The organism is Sphingobacterium mizutaii (genome assembly GCF_900187125.1).
In the GTDB taxonomy this organism is placed as follows: Bacteria; Bacteroidota; Bacteroidia; order Sphingobacteriales; family Sphingobacteriaceae; genus Sphingobacterium; species Sphingobacterium mizutaii.
In genome coordinates this window covers 3,984,609-4,009,612 of the sequence record NZ_LT906468.1, presented here as the reverse complement: position 1 = coordinate 4,009,612, position 25,004 = coordinate 3,984,609, and the positions used below count along the sequence as shown (strand labels likewise).

At 39.6% G+C, this 25,004-nt stretch carries 17 protein-coding genes; 8 read left to right on the top strand and 9 right to left on the bottom strand.

The window, feature by feature from the left end:
• The first annotated feature begins 36 nt into the window (after positions 1 to 36).
• Positions 37 to 795 (top strand): endonuclease/exonuclease/phosphatase family protein, encoded by a 759-nt coding sequence (locus CKW03_RS17340; RefSeq protein WP_093101072.1) that lies wholly within the window; start codon positions 37 to 39, stop codon positions 793 to 795.
• A 136-nt stretch (positions 796 to 931) separates the two neighbouring features.
• Here CKW03_RS17340 and CKW03_RS17335 read toward each other — a convergent pair whose 3' ends face one another.
• The 3 genes from CKW03_RS17335 to CKW03_RS17325 form a co-directional block, all read right to left on the bottom strand.
• On the bottom strand, positions 932 to 1,261 hold the full coding sequence (locus tag CKW03_RS17335) for a nucleotide pyrophosphohydrolase (RefSeq protein WP_093101070.1): 330 nt from the start codon (positions 1,259 to 1,261) through the stop codon (positions 932 to 934).
• A 10-nt stretch (positions 1,262 to 1,271) separates the two neighbouring features.
• Positions 1,272 to 1,730, bottom strand: coding sequence for a D-aminoacyl-tRNA deacylase (gene dtd / locus CKW03_RS17330; protein WP_093101069.1), 459 nt, complete (start codon positions 1,728 to 1,730; stop codon positions 1,272 to 1,274).
• A gap of 125 nt (positions 1,731 to 1,855) precedes the next feature.
• On the bottom strand, positions 1,856 to 4,309 hold the full coding sequence (locus tag CKW03_RS17325) for a TonB-dependent receptor (RefSeq protein ID WP_093101067.1): 2,454 nt from the start codon (positions 4,307 to 4,309) through the stop codon (positions 1,856 to 1,858).
• Between the two features lie 353 nt (positions 4,310 to 4,662).
• Between CKW03_RS17325 and CKW03_RS17320 the strand changes: the two genes are divergently transcribed.
• From CKW03_RS17320 to CKW03_RS17310, 3 genes are read left to right on the top strand one after another with little or no spacing between them, the layout of a single operon-like run.
• Positions 4,663 to 5,826: an amidohydrolase family protein gene (locus CKW03_RS17320; RefSeq protein WP_093101066.1), complete on the top strand. Its 1,164-nt coding sequence runs from the start codon at positions 4,663 to 4,665 to the stop codon at positions 5,824 to 5,826.
• A 35-nt stretch (positions 5,827 to 5,861) separates the two neighbouring features.
• Positions 5,862 to 6,143, top strand: coding sequence for an acylphosphatase (locus CKW03_RS17315; RefSeq protein WP_093101064.1), 282 nt, complete (start codon positions 5,862 to 5,864; stop codon positions 6,141 to 6,143).
• A 2-nt stretch (positions 6,144 to 6,145) separates the two neighbouring features.
• Entirely contained in the window at positions 6,146 to 7,633 is a 1,488-nt protein-coding gene (locus CKW03_RS17310) for an oligosaccharide flippase family protein (protein WP_236736573.1), read from the top strand.
• A gap of 30 nt (positions 7,634 to 7,663) precedes the next feature.
• Here CKW03_RS17310 and dusB read toward each other — a convergent pair whose 3' ends face one another.
• From dusB to trmD, 5 genes are all read right to left on the bottom strand, one after another.
• Entirely contained in the window at positions 7,664 to 8,659 is a 996-nt protein-coding gene (gene dusB, locus CKW03_RS17305; RefSeq protein WP_093101063.1) for a tRNA dihydrouridine synthase DusB, read from the bottom strand.
• Positions 8,660 to 8,772: 113 nt separating this feature from the next.
• A complete protein-coding gene (trpC, locus tag CKW03_RS17300) occupies positions 8,773 to 9,555 on the bottom strand; it encodes an indole-3-glycerol phosphate synthase TrpC (protein WP_093101061.1) in 783 nt (260 codons plus the stop codon).
• A gap of 25 nt (positions 9,556 to 9,580) precedes the next feature.
• Positions 9,581 to 10,159, bottom strand: coding sequence for an anthranilate synthase component II (locus tag CKW03_RS17295; protein ID WP_093101060.1), 579 nt, complete (start codon positions 10,157 to 10,159; stop codon positions 9,581 to 9,583).
• Positions 10,159 to 11,562, bottom strand: a complete 1,404-nt coding sequence (locus CKW03_RS17290) for an anthranilate synthase component I family protein (protein ID WP_093101058.1) — start codon at positions 11,560 to 11,562, stop codon at positions 10,159 to 10,161. Before CKW03_RS17290 ends, CKW03_RS17295 begins: the two co-directional genes overlap by 1 nt.
• Before the next feature lie 241 nt (positions 11,563 to 11,803).
• Positions 11,804 to 12,481 (bottom strand): tRNA (guanosine(37)-N1)-methyltransferase TrmD, encoded by a 678-nt coding sequence (trmD, locus tag CKW03_RS17285; RefSeq protein ID WP_093101057.1) that lies wholly within the window; start codon positions 12,479 to 12,481, stop codon positions 11,804 to 11,806.
• Positions 12,482 to 12,882: 401 nt separating this feature from the next.
• On the opposite strand from trmD, the gene CKW03_RS17280 reads away from it, so the two are divergent.
• The 4 genes from CKW03_RS17280 (at position 12,883) to CKW03_RS17265 (ending at position 23,209) form a co-directional block, all read left to right on the top strand.
• A complete protein-coding gene (locus CKW03_RS17280; RefSeq protein ID WP_093101055.1) occupies positions 12,883 to 16,053 on the top strand; it encodes a SusC/RagA family TonB-linked outer membrane protein in 3,171 nt (1,056 codons plus the stop codon).
• Between the two features lie 13 nt (positions 16,054 to 16,066).
• Positions 16,067 to 17,515, top strand: coding sequence for a SusD/RagB family nutrient-binding outer membrane lipoprotein (locus CKW03_RS17275; protein WP_093101054.1), 1,449 nt, complete (start codon positions 16,067 to 16,069; stop codon positions 17,513 to 17,515).
• A gap of 964 nt (positions 17,516 to 18,479) precedes the next feature.
• Positions 18,480 to 21,683: a SusC/RagA family TonB-linked outer membrane protein gene (locus CKW03_RS17270; RefSeq protein ID WP_093101052.1), complete on the top strand. Its 3,204-nt coding sequence runs from the start codon at positions 18,480 to 18,482 to the stop codon at positions 21,681 to 21,683.
• A gap of 14 nt (positions 21,684 to 21,697) precedes the next feature.
• The gene (locus tag CKW03_RS17265; protein ID WP_093101051.1) at positions 21,698 to 23,209 is read left to right on the top strand and encodes a RagB/SusD family nutrient uptake outer membrane protein; all 1,512 of its coding nucleotides are present in this window, start codon (positions 21,698 to 21,700) and stop codon (positions 23,207 to 23,209) included.
• Between the two features lie 97 nt (positions 23,210 to 23,306).
• On the opposite strand, the gene CKW03_RS17260 is transcribed toward CKW03_RS17265, so the two are convergent.
• Positions 23,307 to 24,935 (bottom strand): IS1182 family transposase, encoded by a 1,629-nt coding sequence (locus CKW03_RS17260; RefSeq protein ID WP_197700946.1) that lies wholly within the window; start codon positions 24,933 to 24,935, stop codon positions 23,307 to 23,309.
• Positions 24,936 to 25,004 lie beyond the last annotated feature (69 nt).

Here is a 25,004-nt window from a genome sequence, read left to right as displayed (position 1 = left end):
AGATGAATTATATTAACTTCAATCAAATTATTAATTATGCGTCTACTTAGCCTGATCCTATTGCTTTTTGTGTCGATTCAACTCAAAGCGCAAACCGTAAAAATCCTTACCTATAATATTCACCACGCAAATCCTCCTTCTACCCCTGGGAAAATTGATATTGAAGCCATAGCAAAGGTAATTAATGATTCTAAGGCTGATATTATTGGGATTCAAGAGGTTGATATCAATGTGTCGCGCTCTGAAATGGTCAATCAAGCTGAGAAGCTTGCGGAACTTACCGGAACTGAATATTTCTTTTCTAAAGGGATTGATCTGGAGAAAGGCTATTATGGGGTATTGATCCTAAGCAAACATAAGATTGTAGGCAAGAGGAGATATGACCTTCCTATGCCCGTGAAAAGTGAAAATCGTTCATTAGCGATCGTGGATGTGGAATTGCCTGGTGGTAAAACGGTCTCTTTGGCCAATACACATCTTGATCTGAAGGAAGAGAACAGGATTGCTCAATCTGAATTTATTAATGAACTGGGCGAGCTCTATAAGAAGCCTTTGATTTTAGTTGGTGATCTGAATGCAAAACCGGATTCTAAACCGATCAAGATATTGGAAGAATACTTTGTGAGAAATACGACTTCTAATCAGCCGACCTCCCCAAATGTGAATACCAAGAATGAGATCGATTATATCATGGTCCTAAAAAACCGAGAATTCAATTGGAAAACCTACCAAGTGATCAAAGAAGAATATGCTTCAGATCATTTGCCTTTGTTGGCGGAAATTGAGTTTAAGTAAGGAGGAGATATGAGATATGAGAATTGAGATTTGAGATATTCAGCGTCAAGATTCCTATACAACAATTAAATAACCTCTTGGAGATTATTAATGGGAAGCTTTTGTTGTCTCACATCTCCTATCTCCCATCTCAATACTATTCCTTCAGCTTCTCATTATTCTTATGGCGATTAGCATCGCGCATATTTTTCTTGTCGAGGTTCTTTTCTAGGGCTGTCGTTAGATCGATGCCGGTCTGGTTGGCTAGGCAGATCAGGACGAAGAGCACATCGGCCATTTCATCAGCTAAGTTGACTTCCTCATCTGATTTTTTGAAGGATTGTTCGCCGTACTTTCTCGCCATAATTCTGGCAACTTCTCCGACTTCTTCCATCAGCATGGCGGTATTCGTCAGCTCATTGAAGTAACGTACTCCAGTTGTGCTAATCCATTTGTCTACTATTTCTTGTGCTTCTTTGATCGTCATGTGCTTTGTGTTAGAAGTTGTCCTTGTCTTTGGTATTCATGAAAATGGTAACTGGTCCGTCGTTTCGTAGGTCTATTTTCATGTCCGCTCCGAATATGCCCATCTGTACTTCTTTCTCCAAAAGTTCGGAGAGGTACTTTCCCATTTCCTCGTACATAGGTTTTGCTTTGTCGGGTTTTCCGGCACGGATGAAAGAAGGGCGGTTACCTTTTTTGGTCTGTGCAAATAAAGTGAATTGGGAGATCAATAGGATGTTTCCTTGGATGTCCTGTATAGACTTATTCATCAACCCTTGCTCATCTGAGAATATTCTCAGATTGACCAACTTCTGTCCTAACCATTGAAGATCCTCTTTGGAATCTTCCTCCTCGACACCCAAAAGAACAAGTAAACCATGTTCAATTTGTCCTGTAATCTGATCGCCGACAGTGCATGATGCATGGGTTACTCTTTGAATTACTGCTCGCATGGTTTAAAAGTATTATTTAATTCGGTATTGGCAAAATCAATTAGCCTATATGTTTTGTTTGCCCTAAAAAGCGGAAATGCCCTTTCGAATGAACGAAAGGACATCTTCTGAGGGGTTTGGTACTATTAAAATCTAATATTTAAACCAAGCATGGCATTGGTTTCTGCCTGTGGATAATAGAAATTGAAATAATCTCTTTTTCCTACAGATTCCATGATCATGCTGTATGTGTATCCCGATGTAGCATATTTCTCGTTGAAAATATTGTTGATCATTAGGTTTAAGTCTACGTTTTTAAGACCAAATACTGAAAATGAATAGATCGCCTGGAAATTATTTACGAAAGAAGGAGCGATACTTCTGTTCACTTCGGATGTGTTGTCTAGGTAAATCCTAGAGATATACTTGCTCAAAAAGCTGAAGCTTAAAGATTCAATCGGCTTATAAGTGAAGTTATTAGATAATACCACGGCGGGTGATTTTGCAATATCACTTGTTTTATGGGTGATTAGATCATACTTCACAAAATCGAAATCGTCATTATAAACTGGAATGTTTTCTACAAAGTTTTTGATCTTGTTTTGCGACAAGGCAGCAGTTGCAGACCAAATGAATTTCGGATGGATTCTCCAGCTTCCATCAAGCTCAAATCCGATTCTATAGCTTTTGTCTACATTAATCCTTACTGCAGAACCTACATCGTTCAATGCGCCAGTTGGAATCAATTGATCTTTATAGAGCATTGCGTATAGGTTTGCCCCAACATTGATGTTTTCTGTTCTAAATCGGTATCCGGCTTCAATATCCTGCATTTTTTCTGTTTTTGGGAAGGCTCCGATAGGATTTTCTACATAATCATTTCGAGTAGGTTCCTTACTTGCAAAGGCATAAGAAGCATATAGATTAGAATTACCACTCAATAAATAGGTAATCCCCGCTTTAGGATTGATAAAGTTATGATTGTCATCAAAGGTGAAGTCCTTTATTTTGTCGTCGTCTCCTTTTCCATTATAGACGATGTTTCTGTACTGCACATCTAGATTGAAAAGGAAGTTTTCAAGTCTATAATCAGCCTTTGCATAAAAGTTGAAGTCATTTTTATTGGCATGACTAAAATAGTACTTGTCGTTCAGCTTATCTTGAGGAACCTGATCTGCCCAGATTACTTCGCCATAATGGTCGCCTTTGTATTGGTTATAGGCGCCGCCAAATGTGAAGTTTAAGTTGTTGGATGGCTTATAAAGTAAAGAGTAAGTCAAACCATAGAAGTGGTTGTCCAACCATCTTCTTCTAATTAAATCGGTGTCTTCCAGGTCTTTGCCATTGACTTTTATTGGTTCAATTCCATAATGATCTAATCCGTCCAACGGCCTGAATTCTTCATAATAACCAGCACCGCGGGTATAGTGAAGGGCAGTATTAAAGGTCATTTTTTCTGAAGGACGGTAGGAATAGTTCAAGTGAGCATGTGTTTGCTTATAGTTGTCCGTCTGGTTATCGTAAGTGTAGTAATTGTATTTACGGTCACCGTTTAAGAACCTTTCTCGCTCTGCATCGAACAACCAAAGATTATCGGCGTATTCTTCGATTCTTTCTTTGTTTCCTGTGAACAATGGTTCTGCAAGGCCATACCAGGATTGGTAAGTTTTTTCCTTACCTGAGAACACAGTCGCTTTGAGGGTATGCTTATCGGTGTACATGCCTGCATCTACATAAAAGGACTTTAAATTCGATGAACCTCTATCAACATAACCATCAGAAGAAATCCTGGATAACCTGGTGTTGAAAGCGAATTTATTGTTGATCAATCCAGACCCTGCTTTCAAGGTGTTTTTCCAAGAGTTATAAGAGCCGAACGAGTTATTGAACTCTAGGTAAGGCTTAGTCTCTAGGGCATCTGTCTGGAAGTTTAATGAGGCACCAAAAGCAGCTGGTCCATTGGTAGAAGTACCGATACCCCGTTGGATCTGTATACTTTCTGTGCTAGAAGCAAAGTCAGGAAGGTTTACAAAGAAAGAACCCATGCTTTCTGGGTTATTCAGGGGGATACCATTCAAGGTGACATTGATACGTTCGTTATCGGATCCTCGGATGGTCATGTTCGTATAACCAATGCCTGCTCCTGCATCGGATCCAATCACCACTCCTGGCGTCTGGTCAAGGAGGTAAGGAATGTCCTGGCCAAGGTTGTTTTTCTTGATTTCTTCCTTGCTGATGGTTTTGAAAGTGGTCGCAGAGTTTTCTTTTGCACGAGTTGCAGTTACATATACTTCTTCGAATTCATAGACCCTGTCTTTTAATTGAATGGAAAAATTAGCTTGATTTTCTGGATTTATTCTTAAAATCTCGGATTTATAACCAATAAAAGAAATTTTTAAGTCATGGAGACCTTTGCTTAGATTGCCAAAAACGACAATTCCGTCTTTATTGGTTGATTTAGATTGTCCGTCGATGGACACGGTTGCGGCGTCTGCAGGTGCTCCAGATTTGTCTAAAACCCTAACAGTTAAGTTTTGCTGCGCATAGCTCGCAAGTACTAGCAAACATAAGGCTAAAGTTGCCCAAAGCTTGTTAAACATAATAAAAAAATGTTTTAAAGAGTTAAACTTTCTTGCTGTAAGGGGTCACAACAAGTTCTATTTAACCGCCCTTTCCCTACGCTGGCATTATCCAGATCAGGTATGTATTTCTTGTAAAACTTGAAATACAGGGTATAATCTCAGCCTTTATTTGTGTTTTACAACAAGGCACCCCTATTCGATGCGGCAAATCTAACCTTTTGGATAAATAAAACAAAATTTAAATATTATTGTAACAAGTTCGTAATTATTATTTTATTAGTTAAACTCATTATATTTTTTTGTAAATTGCCAACATTGCCATCAATGGGCAAATTACGCTAACTTTAAAAAAACGGAACTATTAATTTCTTATGAAGTATTACGCTGCTGATGTTGTGTTTCCTGTTGCCGGTCCTGCTATTAAAAGGGGGGTTGTCGCGATGGATGATCAAGGGATTGTGAAAGGTGTTTTCAATCCAGGTGAAATAGATGAAAATTTAGTGGAACAATTCAAAGGAGCTTTAATTCCTGGATTTGTAAATGCTCATTGCCATTTGGAACTTTCCCATTTATTAGGTGTTGTGCCGAGGAGTACAGGATTACCTTCATTTCTTTCTGCTGTAATCAATGAACGCGGTAACCATGAAAGTAAATTAGAAGCTGCCATGGAAGAAGCTGACAAGATGATGTATGATAACGGCATCCAAGCTGTTGGTGACCACGTCAACTCCGCAGTGACCGCTAAGATCAAGGAGAACAGCCCTATCAAATACCATACATTCGTAGAAGTAATGGCAGCAAATAAAGAGGATGTCGTTACTAGAATCGATAATGCTAAGGAAATTGAATTCCATTTTGATTATAAACATTCCTCAATTACCCCTCACGCCCCTTATTCCGGATCCAAGTTCTTGTTTAAGACCTTGAAGAAGGCTATCAGCGAAGATAATATCATCAGTATCCATAATCAGGAAAGTGATGAAGAGAACAAGCTTTTCCGCTATAAAAAAGGTGAATTCTTGGAGTTTTTCAAAAAGATGGACATGGTTTTGGAAGATTTTAAGGCTCAAGCTAGAAACTCCCTGCAATCATTTCTTCCTTATATTCCGAGTAAGAACAAATTGATTTTGGTGCACAATACCTATACCTCCATTAAGGATTTGGACTTTGTGGATAGAATGGGGAGATCTGTTTATTTCTGTTTCTGTCCAAAAGCCAACCTATATATCGAGGATAGAATTCCAAAAATCGACAATTTCTTATTGGGTGGCCATGACATCGTTATTGGTACCGATAGTTTGGCATCGAATGATACCTTGGATATTCTGGAGGAATTAAAGGTAATCCACAAAGAGTTCCCAGATTTGGATTTCAATGAGACCATCAAATGGGCTACTTTGAACGGTGCAAAAGCATTGAACTTAGAAAGCGAATTAGGGTCTTTGGAAGTTGGGAAGAAGCCAGGTTTGGTACTATTGGAAGGGATGGATACCTTCAAACTTAATCCAAAAGTTAAGGTAAGAAGAATTAGATAGTTTCTAATTCTATTTCTTCTTATACCTTTGTATTCATGAAACATTGGAATATTAAGGTTCAAGGTAAAGTTCAAGGAGTCTTATTCAGGGCTTCTACAAAAGCTGTTGCTGATCAATTGAAGGTAAAGGGTTTTGTGAAGAACGAACCGGATGGATCTGTATATATAGAAGCTGAGGGCGATAGATTCGCCCTAGAGTCTTTATTGGACTTTTGCCAAGAGGGTCCTGAGCATGCCGAAGTATCCCATGTGGATTATCAAGAATCTGATGTGATCAAAGGGTTCCGCAATTTTGAAGTCCTTAAGAAAACCATATAAGCGTGTCGGTAGTTAAGAAATTTGTCAGCGATACGATGATTTATGGTCTCTCGACCATCTTATCACGAATGCTTGGGTTCTTGATGACCCCATTCTTTACCAGTAAGTTTCCGACCTCCATTTACGGGATATTCACCAATCTTTTCTCTTATGCATCCATGCTGAATGCTGTCATAGCCTTTGGAATGGAGACGACATTTTTCCGTTATCTGCAAAAGGAGGATGTGGAAAAAGATCGTGTATTCGACAATAGTTTCTTGATTACCCTATTTACAACAGCCATATTCCTGTTGTCTGTATTTACCTTTACAGAGCCGATTGCGCACTTTTTGAGTGAGGGCAAAAATGTGCCTGACTACATCATGTACGTCAAGTTCTTTGCACTCATTATTGCTGCAGATGCGATCGCAGTGGTGCCTTTTGCCAAATTGAGGGCAGGAGGGCGCCCGATCCGTTATGGCTTGGTGAAATTGATCAATATCCTGGTTTTTATTGTTGTCAATTTTATTTTATTGGCTTGGTTACCAGAATGGAACAAAAACTCCGAATTCTTTAGGGATATAAGTGCTAGTTGGTTTCGTGAAGGCTGGTTAGGCAATGTATTTATTGCCAATCTAGTGGCCAGTGTAGTTACCCTTTTGCTTCTGATCCCCCAGATTATGGGCTTTAGGTTCCGATTGGACAATAAGTTGATCAAAAGTATGTTGAGTTATTCTTTTCCGATTTTGATTGCCAATATTTCCTTTATTATCAATGAGAACCTAGACAAAATCATGTTCCCACGGTTAATTCCTGGAGAGCAGGGAGATTCAGATCTGGGGATATATGGTGCTGTCGCTAAAATCGCGATATTCCTGAACCTCTTCGTTACGGCATTTAGGTTAGGCGCAGAGCCCTTTTTCTTCTCTTATTCCAAGAATGAGAATGCCAGGAAAACCTATGCCACCATCATGGATTATTTTGTCATCGCGATGATAGTCGTGATGATCGGCATTTCGGCAAATTTAGACTGGCTAAAGTATTTTATTCCGGGATCAAAGGACAATCTAGGTGCCTATTGGTCAGGATTGTTCATCGTGCCTATTCTGCTTTTCAATTACGTTTTGCTGGGTATTTATATGAATTTATCCATTTGGTATAAGCTCTCCGACCAAACTCGTTATGGACTGTATATATCGGGGATTGGAGCAGCCATAACCATTGTTTTGAACCTCATATTGATTCCTAGGTATTCTTATTTGGGAGCGGCCCTATCCACTACCTTCACCTATCTGGTCATGGTCAGCCTTTCCTATATATGGGGACAGCAAAATTATTCCATACCCTATAATACGAAGAAAATCATTGGCTATTTAGGAATGGGGTTAGTCGTTTCTTGGTCAGCCTATTTTGGACATTTTTGGATAGGAAACCTGCTGTTTATTGCCTTTTTAGGGGCGGTAATCTATTTAGAGAAAAATACCCTTTTAAAGATCCTGAAAAGGGGATAGTCAATATTTGGAATAAAAAAAGTCGCTTTCCTAAGCGACTTCTTCTGCAAAATTAAATCTTATTTCTTCCAGTACTTCCAGGATTTCATTAACATCCTGTAGGCTTACCAGTTTCATTCTATAGTCCTTGAAATTTGGAATCCCTTTAAAATAATTGGCATAATGTCGTCTCATTTCGAAGATTCCCGTTTTCGCACCTTTCCATTCGATGGATTTGGTCAAGTGGGTATGGCATACATCCACGCGTTCAGAAACGGTTGGCCCTTCTAGACGTTCTCCAGTATTGAAAAAGTGCTTGACTTCCCTGAAGATCCAAGGGTAACCGATAGATGCCCTTCCGATCATGATGCCATCCACCTCGTATTCTTGTCTCCAAGCAGCCGCTTTCTCTACAGAGTCAACATCACCATTTCCAAAAATGGGGATCTTTATCCTTGGGTTCCTTTTCACGTCCTTGATCATCGACCAGTCTGCCTGCCCTTTGTACATCTGTGCCCTGGTCCGACCATGAATAGCCAATGCCTTGATACCGATGTCTTGCAAGCGTTCAGCGACTTCATACACGTTTTTGCTGTTGTCGTCCCAGCCCAATCTGGTTTTCACCGTCACAGGTAGGTGGGTGGCATCTACAACGGCCTTGGTCATCGCGACCATTTTGTCGATGTCTTGCAAGAGACTCGCTCCAGCACCACGGCAAGCTACATTCTTAACCGGACAGCCATAATTGATGTCGATTAGGTTTGGATTCGCTGCGGTACAGATTTCAGCCGATTGACGCATGTGCTCAATATCAGATCCAAAGATCTGGATTCCGATAGGTCTTTCATATTCAAATATGTCAAGTTTCTGGCGAGACTTAGCTGCATCACGGATCAATCCCTCAGAGGAGATAAATTCAGTGTACATCATGTCCACGCCGTTCTGTTTGCACACGTAACGGAATGGAGGATCACTGACATCTTCCATAGGAGCCAACAACAATGGAAACTCACCTAAATCAATATGTTCGCCTATCTTTACCGACATTATTTGTTGAAATTTTTACAAAGGTAAACAAAAATAGACAATAGATAAGAGGCACAAGATTTTAGACATTTTGATGACGCCCCGTTCTATTGATTCCATTGCAGGTTTTTAGCTTAGATTTGTTTTACAAACTCCTGTATGGCCGCCATCGGATCCTTCGTTTTCATAAAGTTTTCTCCGATCAAGAAAGCGTTGAATCCTGCCTTTTTTAATGCTTTGATGGTCTCAGGGTCTGAGATCCCACTTTCGGAGACCTTGATAAATTGGTTTGGGATCTTATTGACTAAATCATAGGAATGCTCCAAGGAAACACTGAAATCCTTCAGGTTTCTGTTGTTCACCCCAATGGCATCAATGCTCTCGAAAATACTCTTTTGAAGCTCTTCTTCATTATGGACTTCCAATAACACATTTAAGCCAAGTGATTTCGCATATTCCGAAAGCGTTTTGATCTCCTGCTGTTCCAAGCATGCCGCAATCAACAGGATTATGTCTGCTCCGTAGGCCTTAGCTTCAGCGATTTGGTATTCATCTACGATAAATTCCTTGCGTAATAGTGGTATTTGCAGAACCTCACGCGCTGCAGTCAGATCCTCCAATGAGCCTTGAAAGAAATCCTTGTCCGTAAGTACCGAGATGGCGGAGGCTCCAGCAGCTTGATATCCCGAAACCACCTCTTGTACCGAAGAAGTGCCGTTGATCAATCCTTTAGAAGGAGATGCTCTTTTGTATTCCGCTATGATCCCTGTTCTGTTGGGGTCCAAGATGCTTTCTTTCAGGTTATAGCAGCTGCATGAAAACAAAGGCATGGCCTGTAAATTCGAAAGGCTTACTTTTTCCTTGGCATCTGCCACTTCCTCTTTCTTTCTAGCTACGATTTTATCTAATATGGTCATGTTTATTCTTCAAATTAAGAGGGAATTAATTCTTGCCTTTGATCCAGTTGGCAATCAAGGTCTTTCCATTGTCTGTCAATATGGATTCCGGGTGAAATTGCATGCCTTTCACATCATACTTACTATGGCTCAAAGCCATGATCACGCCGTTAGGGTCTACTGCAGTGACTTTTAAATCTTCATTTAAACTGTCTGGATCTACCGCCCAAGAATGGTATCGGCCGATTTTAGAATCCTCGGGGAAATTCTCGAAGATAGGTTCTGTAGGATCGGTCACCTGGATGCTGGTTGCCACACCATGCAATGGTTTAGGCATATTGTACAGCTTAGCTCCAAAAACCTCAGCGATAGCTTGTTGTCCTAGGCAAATTCCTAAAATGCTTTTGCTGGGTGCATATTTGCGGATGACATCCAATAATAGGCCGGCTTCCTCAGGAATACCCGGTCCCGGCGATAACAAGATCTTGTCGTATTTCTCGACATCCTCGAGTTCAAACTTGTCATTCCTAACGACTTCATAACGCTCGTTCAATTCTTGAAGGAGGTGCACCAGATTATAGGTGAAGGAGTCGTAATTGTCGATTACTAATATTGGCTTGCTCATTATAATGTTTCCGCTAATTCTAAAGCCCTGCGAAGAGCTGATATTTTATTGTTTACTTCTTGTAATTCTTTTTCCGGATCCGAATCCAGTACAATGCCGGCTCCAGCTTGGTAATGCAATACATTCTGTTTGCTCAGGAAGGAACGGATCATGATGGCATGGTTAAAATCCCCATTAAAACCCATAAATCCTATAGCGCCTGAATAAAATGACCTTTGCAGACCTTCGTATCGGTCGATCAAGGTGATTGCCATGTGCTTTGGAGCACCAGATAGGGTGCCTGCCGGGAAAGTATCTCCAACCACATCAAATGGATTGGTATTTGGGTTCAGGGTTCCACTTACCTTGGACACTAAATGGATAACATGCGAATAATATTGCGCCTCTTTGTAGGATTTCACCTTGACGTGGTGGCAATGCCTGCTCAGGTCATTTCTGGCTAAGTCCACCAGCATTACGTGCTCTGCACTTTCCTTCGGGTCATTCTTCAATTCCTCGGCGATTTTCTCATCTAGGTCCATGTTGCCCGTGCGCTTGAAAGTACCAGCGATTGGATAGATGGTCGCCTGATCATTCTTGATCGTCAATTGGGCCTCAGGGGATGAACCGAAGAGCTTAAAATCTCCATAATCAAAATAGAATAGATAAGGAGAAGGGTTGATCGAACGCAATGCTCTATAGACATTGAATTCATCTCCCGAAAAAGGAGTTTCAAATGCTCTTGAAGGAACGATCTGAAAAACATCACCTCTCTGTATATGTTCCTTCATTTTATTGACCAAGGCCTTGAAGTCTTCGTCCTTCATGTTTGAAGATTCCTCACCTTTTACTTGGAAGGTATATTCAGGGAAGTTCTTGTTCTGGATCAGGAATTGAAGCCTGTCTAAATCAGAAGGTTCGTTTTCCAATAGGTTTTCAAACACATGCAACTGGTTCCTGAAATGGTCAATTGCGATGACGTATTTGTAGATATGGTATTGCAGCGTCGGAATTTTCCGTCTGTTGTTTTCTTTGGCAGTCAATTCAATGTCCTCATAGAATTCCACGGCCTCAAAGCTGAAATATCCGAAAAGACCATTGGAAATCACGTTCACATCCGGAATAGCATCAGCTTCAAACGATTTTCTGAAATTTGAAACCTCTTCTCTCAAATTAAGGTCTTTTGCGTTCTTTACGGTTTTCTTTTGGTTAGGTAGGCTAATGCTGAGTTCCTCGTTTTCCAGGATTATGCTGGCTATCGGCTGGCAACAGATATAGCTGATGTTATTATCTCGGCTATGGTACTCCGAACTCTCCAACAACAGGCTATTGGGGAAGGTGTCACGGAGTCTAAGATAGATACTCACAGGCGTGGTTGTGTCTGCTAAGATCTTCTTATGGTTAGTTTTGAATTTGAAGTTCATATAAGTGTTTAATAGTTTCCAAAAATAAAAAAAGCCCGACGAATTTCGTCGGGCTACCATTCAGTGGTTTTGGTTGATTATGAAAATTTTTATCTAAAATATACCACCTTCCCGACTTATATAGTCAGAAGCCACCAACGGTTAGTATATTGAATTACAGTCATCATTGCATCACAAAATTAATAGAAAAATTGAATATTCAAACTTTATTTGTGAAAAAAGCAAAGATTAGGCAGGATTTTTAGTCATTTAGCAAATCGGGCCTTCTTTGTTTTGTTCGGATAAGTTGTTGTTCATGACGCCATTCTGTTATTTTGGCTTCATGTCCACTCAAAAGGATGTCAGGCACCTTATGTCCATTCCAGTCTACTGGTCTGGTATAGATTGGCGCATCCAACAGCCCATCCTGGAAGGAGTCGGAAAGGGCAGAGGTCTCATCCGAGAGCACGCCCGGGATGATCCTGACGATAGAGTCGACCAATATGGCCGCCGGTAATTCACCTCCTGAAAGCACATAGTCACCAACTGAAATCTCACGGGTGGTATATATGTCCCTGATCCTTTGGTCAATCCCTTTATAGTGCCCACATAATATCATGATATTCTTAGCCGAGCTTAGTCCATTGGCTATCCCTTGGTTTAAGGTCTCCCCATCTGGAGTCATATAGATGATCTCGTCATATTCGCGCTCAGATTTTAGTTTCTCTATACACGCTGCAAAGGGCGCAATTTGCATGACCATTCCGGATCCACCACCATAAGGATAATCGTCCACGGATTTCTGTTTGTTCACGGAATAATCTCTCAAATTATGAACATGGATGGAACACAGCCCTTTTTTTTGCGCACGCTGAAGAATAGAGTGGGCAAAAGGGCTGTCCAATAATTGTGGTAATACGGTGATGATGTCAAAACGCATACGCAAATGTACATGATTATTGGGTAAAATGGGTTTAAAAATGCATTTAGGAAAAAAGAATAAGCTTTGGTTAACAATTTCTTATTGTAAAATTAATTTAATTTAATATTTTATATGAAATTAATTTTTATTACGCAGGTGTATTTTATTTAATGATTAATAGTGAAATATTTTTCAATAAACATAAAAAATGATTAAAATCACTCCTTTTCAATTAACCAAGAATGGCATAAAATATAATTTTAATAGTGTTTTAAGTTTAATTTCGAAAATTTCAAAAAATAAATGCCCTTTTTTTGCATCCCCAACAGCATATAAATAGATTTGGCGCTAGTTTAACAATACTAACTTTTTGCCAAGAAAAATTAGAACCCAATTTTTATTAACTAAAAACAAGAAACATGAAACAAAGATTACTCAGTGTTCTGTTGCTGTGTACTATGCTAATTGGCGTCGTGCATGCACAAGATCGGCAAGTGAGTGGTAAAGTGACAGCGGCATCTGACGGCAGCCCTATTGCAGGCGCTTCAGTTAGAGTTGTAGATCTTAATTCCGCTACACAAACTGATGAATTTGGAAATTATTCAATTTCCGTACCAGCGAATGGCAAACTAACCTTTACCTACATTGGTTATGAATCCCAAACCATTACCGTTGGTTCTCAGACAACTATTAATGTGCGTTTAGTTGGCGGAGAAAATGACCTAGAAGAAGTCGTGGTAACAGCTCTAGGTATTGAAAGAACTAGAAAATCAATTGGTTATTCGGTTCAACAAGTAAAAGGCGAAGACCTTACCCAAGCTAGACAAGCAGATTTAAACACTGCTCTAGCGGGTAAAGTTTCTGGTATCCAAATCAGAACCGGTTCTGGTGCTAAATTCGGTACTGCAGCTATCCGTATCCGTGGTATTAATAACTTGACAGGAGGTAACCCTATCTACGTAGTGGATGGTGTGATCACGGGACCTGAATATGTTAACAACGACGATATCGAAAGCCTATCCGTTTTGAAAGGTCCTGCAGCAACTGCTTTATACGGGCAACGTGGTGCAGAAGGTGCGGTCGTGATCAAAACCAAATCGGGTAAAGCAACTCCTGGAATCGGTATTGAAGTAAACCAAGCCACTTCATTTGAAAATGTTTATGGCTTACCAGCATATCAAAACGAATATGGTGGTGGTTACAACCAAGAGTTTTCTACCTTTAAATACGATCCTTCAATTCATGCTGATTATTTAAAAGCCTTAGATGGTGCTAAATATTACAACTTCTCAGCAGATGAAAGCTGGGGTCATAAGTTGGACGGTAGCATGATCGCGCCTTGGTACGCTTGGGATCCAACCCATCCTAAATTCGGCCAATTAGCTGCTTTCTCTCCTCAACCAGACAACGTAAAAAGCTTCTTCGAAACAGGTATTACCGCAAGTACTAACGTAGCGGTTTCAAAAAGAACGGACGATCTAAATTCAAGACTTTCCTATACCAATTTGAGCAGAACTGGGGTTATGCCTAATTCTAAACAAGGCAAACATTGGTTAGGTGCTAATGCAGCTTTGAATTTAAGTGATAAATTAACAGTTAGCACAAACCTTAACTTTATTTTTGAAGATCGTTTCAATACACCTATCGACGGTTATAGTTCAGGTCCTCAAAGTTCTTTCAACCAATGGTTTGCAAGAAACTTGAACATGGATGATCTTAAAGATTACCAAAGACCTGATGGTACGTACAGAAGCTGGAACATGATCTCTCCAACCAATACAGCCCCTAAGTACTGGGACAACCCGTATACACATGTGTACAAAAACACAGCGAAAGATATCAGAAAAAGATTGTACGGAAACGTAAGTGCAGTGTATAAATTCAATGAACACTGGAAAGCTTCTGCAATCGCTCGTGGTAACTTCTTTAACGGTGAGCAAAACTCTAGAATTGCTTCCAACACACTTAGCCAAGACGAGTACTACCAATACTTGAACAATCAACAAGAATTGAACTTTGTAGGAAGTCTTGATTATACAACCAAAATTCAGGATTTTGATATTGCAGCTTCTGTTTTCATTGAAAACAGAAGAAACAAACGTACATATACAGATGCACGTACTGCTGGTGGTCTTGCTGTTCCTGATTTGTATACCCTATCTGCTTCAAAAAACAGACCTACTCTTAACTCTTTCTTAAGCGATTATAAAGTAAACTCCTTATACGGATACATTACTTTAGGTTTCAGAGATTTCTTGTTCTTAGAAGCTAATGCAAGAAATGACTGGTCTTCAAGTTTACCAAAGAAAAATAACTCGTACTTATACGGAGGTTTGTCTGGATCATTCTTGTTCTCTGAATTTATTGAGTCAGATTGGTTCAGCTATGGTAAATTAAGAGCTTCCATCGCTCGCGTTGGTACGGATACTGATCCATTCAGGGTTGCACAGACTTATTCCATCGGAAATCCTTATGGCTCTAGTCCTTTATTGACAGTTCCTAACCAATTGGTGAATACAGAACTTAAACCTACGCTATCTTCATCTATTGAAGTAGGTACGGAATTAAGATTCTTCCATGACCGTTTGACTTTTGATTACAACTACTACACACGTTCATCAAAAGACCAAATTATTCCTTTGACGGTAACTTCAGCATCTGGATATGCGACTACAGCGATCAACGCTGGTCAAATTGACAACTGGGGTCATGAGTTCTCATTAGGTGGTACACCGATTAAAAATGATAATTTCTCCTGGAACTTGAATGCAAACCTTGGTATCAACAAAAACAAAGTTGTTGAATTATACGAAGATCCAGTAAATAATATCGTTGTAAACAACTTAAGAGTTACAGTAGATGGAACTAGAAACTCATTTGGTTTCGTAGGAGCACCGCTTATCGCTGTTAATGCTCGTAAAGGTGAAGCATTTGGTATGTTGACGGGTTCAGGTTTCAAAAGAAATGACAAAGGCGAAAAAATCGTTGGAGCTGACGGATTCTATGTACCTACTTCTGGTGACATCGATCTAGGTTCTATCCTTCCTGATTTCACAGGTGGTTTAACTTCACAGTTCAACTACAAAGGAATTACTGCTGGTTTCTCGCTAGACTTTCAAAAAGGTGGTAAATACATGTCTATTTCTTCCATGTTCGGTAATGGTTCTGGATTGTACGAAGAAACAGCAGGTGTGAACGATAAAGGAAACCCTAAACGTGATCCAGTTGATCAAGGTGGTGGTGTTCTCCTTGATGGTGTGAAAGAAGATGGTTCTCAAAATGATGTGTATGTAGATGTTCAGCAACTATACCAAGACAAATTGAACTCAGGTAACATTTGGGAAAACTGGGTATATGATGCATCATATGTCAAAATGCGTGAAATCAACGTAGGTTATACTTTCCCTGACAGAATGTTTGGTAAAACTCCATTCAAGAAAGTTTCCTTAACCCTGATTGCACAAAATCCATTCTTGATTTATGCTAAAAACAGAAACTTTGACCCTTCCATCTTAGAAGGTTCATGGTTCGAAGGTGGTCAGTTGCCTAACACAAGGACATTTGGTTTTAATCTAAGGTTTAGCCTGTAAATCTATTAAGTTTATGAAAAAGAAATTTTTAAATACAATACTTGGATTTGTTTTGATTGGTCTTTCAGTTTCTTGTACCAAAGATTTTGAAGAGATTAATAAAGATCCAAATAATCCAGCCGATCCGAATACTGAGCTGTTGATAAGTAATGTGATCCGTCAAATTGGTAACCAAGGAAACGGTATCGCTGGTTGGGCAAAGGATATTTATCCTCAATATATGGCCGAGATTCAATATACCAATGAGTCTAGGTTCCAAAATAAGTTCTATGATTTTTCAGCTTATTACAATGGGCCATTATTGGATGCACAGACCATCCTGAATTTAAACTCTGATCCAGCAACTGCAAATTTGCCTTATGTTCAAAAAGGTGGAAGCACAGATAACCAAATTGGGGTGTCCAGAATTTTGAAAGCCTTCTTTTATCTGCACATGACAGACAGATGGGGAATGTTGCCTTACTCAGAAGCCTTAAAAGGAAAAGAAGTATTGACGCCAAAATTTGATACGCAAAAGGATATTTATGCTTCTTTATTGAAAGAATTGAAGGAAGCTGCTGCTCAGTTAAAACCTGGTGAAGCCTTGAACGGTGATATCCTTTTTCAAGGAAATGTTTCTAAATGGATAAAATGGGCCAACTCTTTACGTATGGTTGCTGCTATTCACCTAGCGGATGTTGATCCTAATTTAGCTAAAGCGGAATTTGCTAGTGCTTATGCTGCAGGTGCAATCGCTAGTAATGCTGACAATGCAGTTTTTGCCTATTTGAACGATGCCAATAACCAAAACCCACTTTACAACAACTATTTCGTTGGTAAGAGAACGGATTATGCGGTGAGTGAGAAAATGATCGGAACTTTAGAAGACCTAGAAGATCCTCGTCTTCCAGTTTACGCAGAAAAAGTGGTTCAAGGTGGTGGTTATAAAGGTATGCCGTATGGTCTGGCTAATGCGGATGATGATTTGAACCAAGAAACAGTTTCGTTGATCGGTAAAAAATTCACTGCTCAAAACTATGGTTTGCCAATCACAACCTATGCGCAAATTCAGTTTATGTTAGCTGAGGCTGCTTTCCGCGGTTGGGGAACTGGAGACGCTGCTACTTTTTACAGAAAAGGTATCGAAGCATCCATGCAGCAACAAGGGGTAACTGCTCCGGCATCATATTATACACAAAGTGGTGTAGCTTATAGTGCAGCAAATGGTTTGAAGTTGATCATTACCCAAAAATGGTTGGCTAACTACCAGGCGAATGGTTATGAAAGTTGGGTTGACTGGAGAAGAACTGGATTCCCAGAATTACATCCTGGTCCAGCTCCTTTGTCCATCGACAAAAAGATCCCGGTTCGTCAGGCATACCCGAATACGGAAGCTGGTCTGAATGGTAAAAACTATGAAGCAGCAGTAGCCGCACAAGGACCAGATGAATTGAACACCAGACTTTGGTGGGATACTAAATAATATTAATACCTATGAAGGGGCCGTCCACAGATTTGGCGGTTCCTTTTTTAAATGGTTCTTAAGATATATCGAGTAGAAGCTAATGATCTTCCATCCGAAATTGAATAAGTAACTAAATAATATTGTGTTTGTAATAGGCGGTTAATGCTTAGCCCTAAGATAAACTGCCTTTATATTAATCGGGGTTGAACAGTGTTCAATCCCTTTTTTTTTTTTCTCAGCCATACTCCCTAAAAGCTGTTTTTCAAGGTCTTGTGAAATGAATTATACTTTTGTTCTTTAATCGTGTGTAATATTTCTCCTAAAGAAATATTGTGGATTTAAAGGTTTTAAACCCGTTTTTGTGTTCAAACACCCATTTTTACAGCGAAATTCAAGAGATAATCTTAAAGTAACATGCATTTTACATATTATATGTAATAAATTTTTTTTGGCGAATTATTGAGTTTCAATAAATACCGTGTTGTGAGAAGTGTTTGATGGATAAATCGAAATTATATTCTGATTAACTAACATGATTATGACTGTTGTTTTGAAATTATGTCCATGCCGTGATGAATGTTTCGTTTTTGATCTCTAGGTATTTTGATGTCGTAACGTGTATATAATTTTACTTCCCCTAAAAGCTTGTTTAAACATCTAAATGTGTCAATACTTTACCAAATTTTCAATCTTGATTTCTAAATAACAGTAATTCAGTGGGATAAGAGAATAATAATCTCGTTAATATTAAAAAAGTTTTATTCATTTCAGTCAAATAACTATTAAATGGATGCTAATTATTATAAAATTTAACGTAGAAACTTATAATAGTTAACAATTCAACTTTTCTGTTATCTATTTGATAAAAATAATAGGTTATAGGAATTTATTTGTGAAATATTTAAGGTAAGTCTATATTTGTCGACTGTTTAACAAATTTTAACAGACTCTGTTTTAAAACTTTTAATTAATAGCAAAATTTATGAAACACAAATTACTCAGCTTAATTTTTGTGTTAACCTGCATGATTAGTGTAGCGTTCGCACAAGATCGTCAAGTGAGTGGTAAGGTAACTTCGGTTACTGACGGAGCACCCTTAAGTGGTGTATCAGTAGCGCTAGTGGGAACTAGTATTGCTACTCAGACAGACGCAGATGGAGGTTACACGATTACTGTAGCGGACGGTAAGACGGTATTGAACTTCTCATTTGTAGGATATACTTCCAAAAGAGTTGATGTTGCTAACCAAACAACTGCCAATGTACAATTAGTAGAAGATGAAATGTCTTTGGATGAAGTTGTCGTTGTGGGTTACGGTAGCACAACCAAAGAAGCTTTTACAGGTTCTGCAAAAAAGGTTGATGGTACGAAATTGCAACAAAAAAACACTTCAAATGTATCGCAGGCAATCGCTGGTGAGGTCGCTGGTCTTCAAGTAACCAATACTACAGGTCAGCCAGGTACTGCTTCAACAGTACGTATCCGTGGTTTTGGTTCAGTTAACGGTAACCGTGACCCATTGTACGTGGTTGACGGTGTGCCTTTCTCAGGTAACATTACTTCCATCAATAATGCAGATATCGATAATGTAACAGTATTGAAGGATGCTGCTGCAACTGCTATCTATGGTTCTAGAGGTGCTAACGGGGTAATCGTAATCACTACTAAAACTGGTAGAGGACAGAGCTCATTTATTGAAGCTGATGTTAACTTCGGTACAAACATGTCTTTATTGCCTCGTTATGATGTGATCAAATCCCCTGAAGAATATATTGGCTTAAGCTGGGAAGCTATGTACAACGAAGGTGTATTAGCTGGAGAAGATGGTGCTGCATATGCTAACGAATATTTGTTCTCGGATAGAGGTATCAATCCATTGAACAACCTTTGGAACGTAAGTTCAGTGTCTGATCTAATCGATCCGGTAACTAGAAAGGTTAAAAACAATGTAACTAGAAAGTTTGATCCTGAAAACTGGGAAGATCATGCTTTCCAAAACGCAGCAAGAACTGACCTTAACGTTAGATTCGGTGGTGCTACAGATAAAACAAACTACTTTACCTCTTTCGGTTACTTAGGCGATAAAGGTTACTCAATCAACTCTGATTTCGAGAGATTTACAGGTCGTGTGAGCTTAGACCATAAAGTGACCAACTGGTTGACAGTGGGTATGAACACCAACTACTCGAAAGTGGAAAGAAATACAGGTGGTCAATCGGAAGACTCAGGAAGCATTTTCTGGTTCGTTGACAACATCCCTTCTATCTATCCTTTGTTTGAGCGTGATGAAAACGGAAACAAAATCGATGATAACATCTTCGGTGGTTATGTATACGATTATGGAACGAACTCAGGCCGTAAATTCGGTTCATTAACCAACGCGATCGCTGATGCAACTTATGACATCAAACGTCATAAACGTAATGAATTGAACGGTAGAGCTTATGTTAACTTCAATATCATTGATGGTTTGACATTCGAAAACTCTTTAGGTATCCAGTACTATAACAATATCTACAATGACCGTGCAAACAAATTCTACGGAAGTTCTGCATCTCAAAACGGTTCATTGTACCAAAGTCGTACAGAGCTGAACTACTTCAACTTATTGAACTTATTGCGCTATAGAAAAGATTTCGGTGATCACTCATTGGAAGCATTGGTTGCACATGAGGCTGTTAAGTGGGAAAGCAATATCTTGAATGCTTCTGGTTACAACTTAGTGGACAACAACATCCTTGATTTCAATAACGTAATCGTTTCTAACCCAGTTAAATCGTACACGGAAGCTTATGCTTTGGAAAGTTACTTCGGACAGGTTAACTACGATTACAAAAATAAATACTACTTATCCGGAACAGTAAGAAGAGATGGTTCTTCTAGGTTCAAGAAAGATAAATGGGGAACTTTTGGTTCATTAGGTGCTGGTTGGATTGTATCTAATGAAAACTTCATGCAAGACCAAGATATTTTCAATTTCTTGAAATATAAAGTTTCTTACGGTGTTCTTGGTGAGCAAGCTGGTGTTGGTTACTACCCAGGTTACGACTTGTACAGTGTAGATAACTTGAACAACAACCCTGCATTCTCATTCGTAACTAAGGGTAATGAGGACTTGACTTGGGAAACTTCCAAAATGTTCCAAACAGGTATCGAGTTCGAATTAGGTAACTATATCTCTGGTACAGTTGAGTACTATGTGAAAAATACCGACAACTTAATCTTCGATAGAGGTGTTGGTCCATCAATCGGTTACCCTACAATCAAAGTAAACGACGGTCAATTAAGAAACCAAGGTATCGAATTTGATTTGGTAGGTCACATCCTTAAAGGTCAAGATTACTATTTAGATCTAGGTATCAACGGTGAGAGTTTCAAAAACAAAATCACTAAAATGCCTATCGAACCTTCCACAAACTTACCTAAGGAAATTGATATCCAAGGTGTTTATGGATGGTCTAAAGATCACTCTCTATACGATTTCTACATGAGAGATTTCGTAGGTGTGGATGCTGAAACTGGTGAGAGCCAATTCAAAGTATTCTATACAGACAACAATGCAAACGGTCAATTTGACACTGGTGAGCAGATCACTTCAATGGCTTTGTTCGACAATCCTGAAAACAAAGAGATCAAAGAAGGAACTACAACCGTTTACTCAGAAGCAACTCAACACTATGTTGGTAAATCTGCTATCCCTAAATTAAGAGGTGCAGTGAACTTGAGAGCGGGTTACAAAGGTTTCGATTTAAGCGTACAGATGTTGTATAGCTTAGGTGGATATGCTTATGACGGTGCTTACGCAATCTTAATGAACAATGATGTGATCGGTGGTAACAACTGGCACACAGATATGTTCAACAGATGGCAACAGCCTGGTGATATCACCAATGTTCCAAGATTGAATAATGACAATGATGTTGGTGTAAACTCTTCATCAACTAGATTCTTGACATCTGCAAATTACTTGATGTTGAACAACGTAAGATTAGGTTACAACTTCAAAACTAATGTGTTAGATGCTATCGGTGCAAAAGCATTAGGAATCTGGGTTTCTGCAGATAACTTGGCCATCGCTTCAGCGAGAAAAGGATTCAATCCTTCAACTCACCAAGCTGGTTCATCAAGTATGTACAGATACTCTCCTTTATCAACTGTAAGTGCAGGTTTAAGAGTTAAATTTTAATAGTTAGATAAACAATGAAAAAGTCATTAAATATAGTGTTGATTTCATCCCTGTTGTTTACTGCTTCTTGTAGTAAAGACTTCTTGGATGAAAAACCAACAGAAGAACTTTCAACCGAACAGTTGGAAGAAGCTGCAAAACAAGACCCTGCTTTGTTAAAAGGTAATATTGCAGGTCTTTATTCAACCATGTACAATACATTCTCTGCGCAAGGTGCTGATGAAGAGAGTCATGACGACTTTGGTCAAAAAGGTTATGACATCTATACAGACATGTTGTGTTCTGATATGGTATTGGCGGGAAGAAACTATGGTTGGTATGATCAAATCGCTCGTTACATCACGACAACTGATTATACTAAATTAGAAGCTAGCCATGCTTGGAAATATTACTACAAGATCATTTTCGCAGCTAATACGGTAATTGATGCTTTGGGTGGTACAGATGTAGAAATTCCTGCTGAAGATATCGAACAAAGACATATTATGGGTCAGGCTAAGGCGATGAGAGCTTATTCATATTTCTACCTAGCAAACTTATACGCTAAAGAGTATGGTACTGGTTCTGAAATGATCTTACCGATCTATACATCTACTGATCAGCCTAACCAACCTTTGTCAAGCACCAAGGATGTGTATGACCTGATAGTTTCTGACTTGAATACGTCTATTGCTTACTTAGACAATTTCAACAGAACAAGTAAAGATCAAATCAATAAATATGTAGCAAAAGGTTTGTTAGCTTATGCATTAGGTGCTAGAGGTACACAAGCTGATTGGCAACAAGTAGTTACGTTGACCAATGATATCTTGGCCAATGGAGGATTCCCTTTAACTACAAAACGTGAATCTGCTGCTATTCTAAATGAAAATGGTATTGTAACAAACCCTGAGTCTGGTTTCAACAACGTAAATACACCAAGTTGGATGTGGGGTGTTGACTTGACCTTAGCGAGTAACCTTGACTTGGTTTCTTGGTGGGGACAGGTAGATTACTTTACCTATAGCTATGCAGCTGCGGGTGACCCTAAAACTATCGACAAAGGTCTTTATGACAAAATTCCTGCTGATGACGTGAGAAAATCTCAATTCAACGCTAAAAACTTAATGCCACTCAATAAATTCTTTGCACCAGAGCGTAAAGCAATGGGTCAAAGAAATGTGGTTACGGATTATATCTATATGCGTGTGGATGAGATGCAGATCTTGAACGCTGAAGCTTATGCGAACTTGAACAATGCCGCTTCTGCTGCAGAGTCTTTGAAAAAAGTAGTGAGCCTAAGAAAAGCAGATGTAAACTATATTTCTAACCTTTCTGGCCAAGCTTTGAAGGATGAAATCTATTTACAGACCCGTATCGAGTTCTGGGGTGAAGGAAAAAGTTACCTAGCGATGAAACGTAATAAAGCGACCATCACTAGAGGTTCAAACCACCTTTCTTTCCCTGGTCAATCTTATAGATACAATGATGAGAAGTTGACTTTCCCAATCCCTCAAGTGGAAATTCAAAACAACCCTCAAATTTAATAGACTAATTTTTAAATGCTATATAGAAGGTGTCTAAAAAGGCACCTTCTTCTGTTTTATAGCTTTCGGGAGCTCAATTATAATTTCATGAGCAATATTAAGCTGCAAGTCGATGTTTTGTACTTTTCAGCATGTTGATGGCTTGATTTATCGCAAATAGGAAGTTTTTGCCACCTGGTTTACCAATAAAAGCTTTGTTTTTCCACTTTTTTGCCCATTTTCTTAGGTTATGGGCAATAGCCATCAAGCCGAACTCCACGGTAACTTTCTCCAGTCCTTTCATACTAAATCGGGTAAACCTGTTGTTGCTTTTCATCTGTCCAAATACCGCTTCGACTTCCACGGGTCTTTTGCTTCGATGGTATAGCCCCTGTGCCGACAGTAACCTTTCTCTAGCTCTGGCCTTGAGCCAAGCAAGGCGGTGATTGACTTCAATCAGACGATTGCCCTGGGCTTTATGACATCCACCACGCATCGGACAGCCCTCACATCGCTGAGCTTGATAGCAGCTCACCTGGGCGGTATATCCGTTGGTACTGACCTTGGTTGTTTGTCCGACAAAGCTCAGTTTCTGTCCTGCCGGACACACATAAAAGTCCTCCTGATCATTGTAATATAGGTTCTGTACCGAAAAAGGATCCTGCTTGTGCTTACGCTTCTGCTCCATATGGAAGTAGTTGTACTTGATAAAAGCGGTTATATCCTGTCCTTCCAACAACTCATAGTTCTGCTCACTGCCATATCCGGCATCTGCCACGATTGATTCACTCTGTTTTCCGTAACGGGACTCAAAGCCTTCCAAATGTTCCGGTAGGGTTGTCGTGTCTGCGGTAGTCTGATGGATACTATAATGGGTGATGAACTGTTCCTCGGTACTGATCTGTGTATTGTAGGCGGGTTTGAGCTGGCCGTTCTTCATGTGGTCCTCTTTCATGCGCATAAACACGGCATCGGTATCGGTCTTGCTATAACTATTGCGGTCCCCTAGTATTTCCAGCTGTTCTTCATATTTCTCCAATCGGGGCAAGTAGTCCTCTTCAAGCTTCTTGAGCTGCTTATCGGTAGATTTATTCGCTCCTTTGAGCGTAGCATTGATCGCTTTGATCTTTTCCTTCAGCTGAGTGCTGTCGATAGCCTTGCTAACCTCTTGATTACCTAATGAAGATTGGTCTTGGGTTATCTGCGCATCAATATCGGCAAGGACCGAAGCGATGTTCGCTTCTAACTTTACCTTGTTTTTCTCAACCGATTTCTTCCAGACAAACGTATAGCGACCAGCTGCAGATTCGATCTTGGTACCATCAACATACTGGACTTTCAGGCTGACGTACTCCAGTTCATGTAACATCCGGACGATACCTGCAAACAGCTCCTGTATTTGCCCTTTGAGACGCTTCCCCCTGAAATAGTTGATCGTGCGATAATCAGGTGTGCTGTTGCCCGAAAGCCACATGAAATAGATGTTCTCCTGTAGGGCCCGTTCAATCTTGCGGCAAGAATAGATATTGCTTAAATAGGCGTAGAACAACACTTTGATGAGCATCCGGGGATGGAAACCCGTGGTGCCTCCGCCTTTATAAAGTCGGATGATATGATCCAGGTCCAGCTGGTCAACAACCTGGTCCACCAAGCGGACCGGATGGTCCAATGGAATGCGCTCAAAAATATTTTCAGGAAATAGACTCGGACTATTGGATGGAAGAGCTTTGAATTGTATGTTTGCCATATTGTTTTTTGGGTGCACCTTAAGATACTAAATCTTAAGGACAGAAAACAGAAAACCCCGCCATTTTTT

Excerpts from the sequence above, each read along its gene's own strand:
- CKW03_RS17265 (WP_093101051.1), top strand. The coding sequence starts at position 21,698 with ATGAAAAAGTCATTAAATATAGTGTTGATTTCATCCCTGTTGTTTACT.
- dusB (WP_093101063.1), bottom strand. The coding sequence starts at position 8,659 with ATGTCGGTAAAGATAGGCGAACATATTGATTTAGGTGAGTTTCCATTG.
- CKW03_RS17295 (WP_093101060.1), bottom strand. The coding sequence starts at position 10,159 with ATGAGCAAGCCAATATTAGTAATCGACAATTACGACTCCTTCACCTAT.
- CKW03_RS17290 (WP_093101058.1), bottom strand. The coding sequence starts at position 11,562 with ATGAACTTCAAATTCAAAACTAACCATAAGAAGATCTTAGCAGACACA.
- CKW03_RS17320 (WP_093101066.1), top strand. The coding sequence starts at position 4,663 with ATGAAGTATTACGCTGCTGATGTTGTGTTTCCTGTTGCCGGTCCTGCT.
- CKW03_RS17280 (WP_093101055.1), top strand. The coding sequence starts at position 12,883 with ATGAAACAAAGATTACTCAGTGTTCTGTTGCTGTGTACTATGCTAATT.
- CKW03_RS17315 (WP_093101064.1), top strand. The coding sequence starts at position 5,862 with ATGAAACATTGGAATATTAAGGTTCAAGGTAAAGTTCAAGGAGTCTTA.
- CKW03_RS17275 (WP_093101054.1), top strand. The coding sequence starts at position 16,067 with ATGAAAAAGAAATTTTTAAATACAATACTTGGATTTGTTTTGATTGGT.
- CKW03_RS17340 (WP_093101072.1), top strand. The coding sequence starts at position 37 with ATGCGTCTACTTAGCCTGATCCTATTGCTTTTTGTGTCGATTCAACTC.
- CKW03_RS17325 (WP_093101067.1), bottom strand. The coding sequence starts at position 4,309 with ATGTTTAACAAGCTTTGGGCAACTTTAGCCTTATGTTTGCTAGTACTT.
- CKW03_RS17270 (WP_093101052.1), top strand. The coding sequence starts at position 18,480 with ATGAAACACAAATTACTCAGCTTAATTTTTGTGTTAACCTGCATGATT.
- trmD (WP_093101057.1), bottom strand. The coding sequence starts at position 12,481 with ATGCGTTTTGACATCATCACCGTATTACCACAATTATTGGACAGCCCT.
- CKW03_RS17260 (WP_197700946.1), bottom strand. The coding sequence starts at position 24,935 with ATGGCAAACATACAATTCAAAGCTCTTCCATCCAATAGTCCGAGTCTA.
- dtd (WP_093101069.1), bottom strand. The coding sequence starts at position 1,730 with ATGCGAGCAGTAATTCAAAGAGTAACCCATGCATCATGCACTGTCGGC.
- CKW03_RS17335 (WP_093101070.1), bottom strand. The coding sequence starts at position 1,261 with ATGACGATCAAAGAAGCACAAGAAATAGTAGACAAATGGATTAGCACA.
- trpC (WP_093101061.1), bottom strand. The coding sequence starts at position 9,555 with ATGACCATATTAGATAAAATCGTAGCTAGAAAGAAAGAGGAAGTGGCA.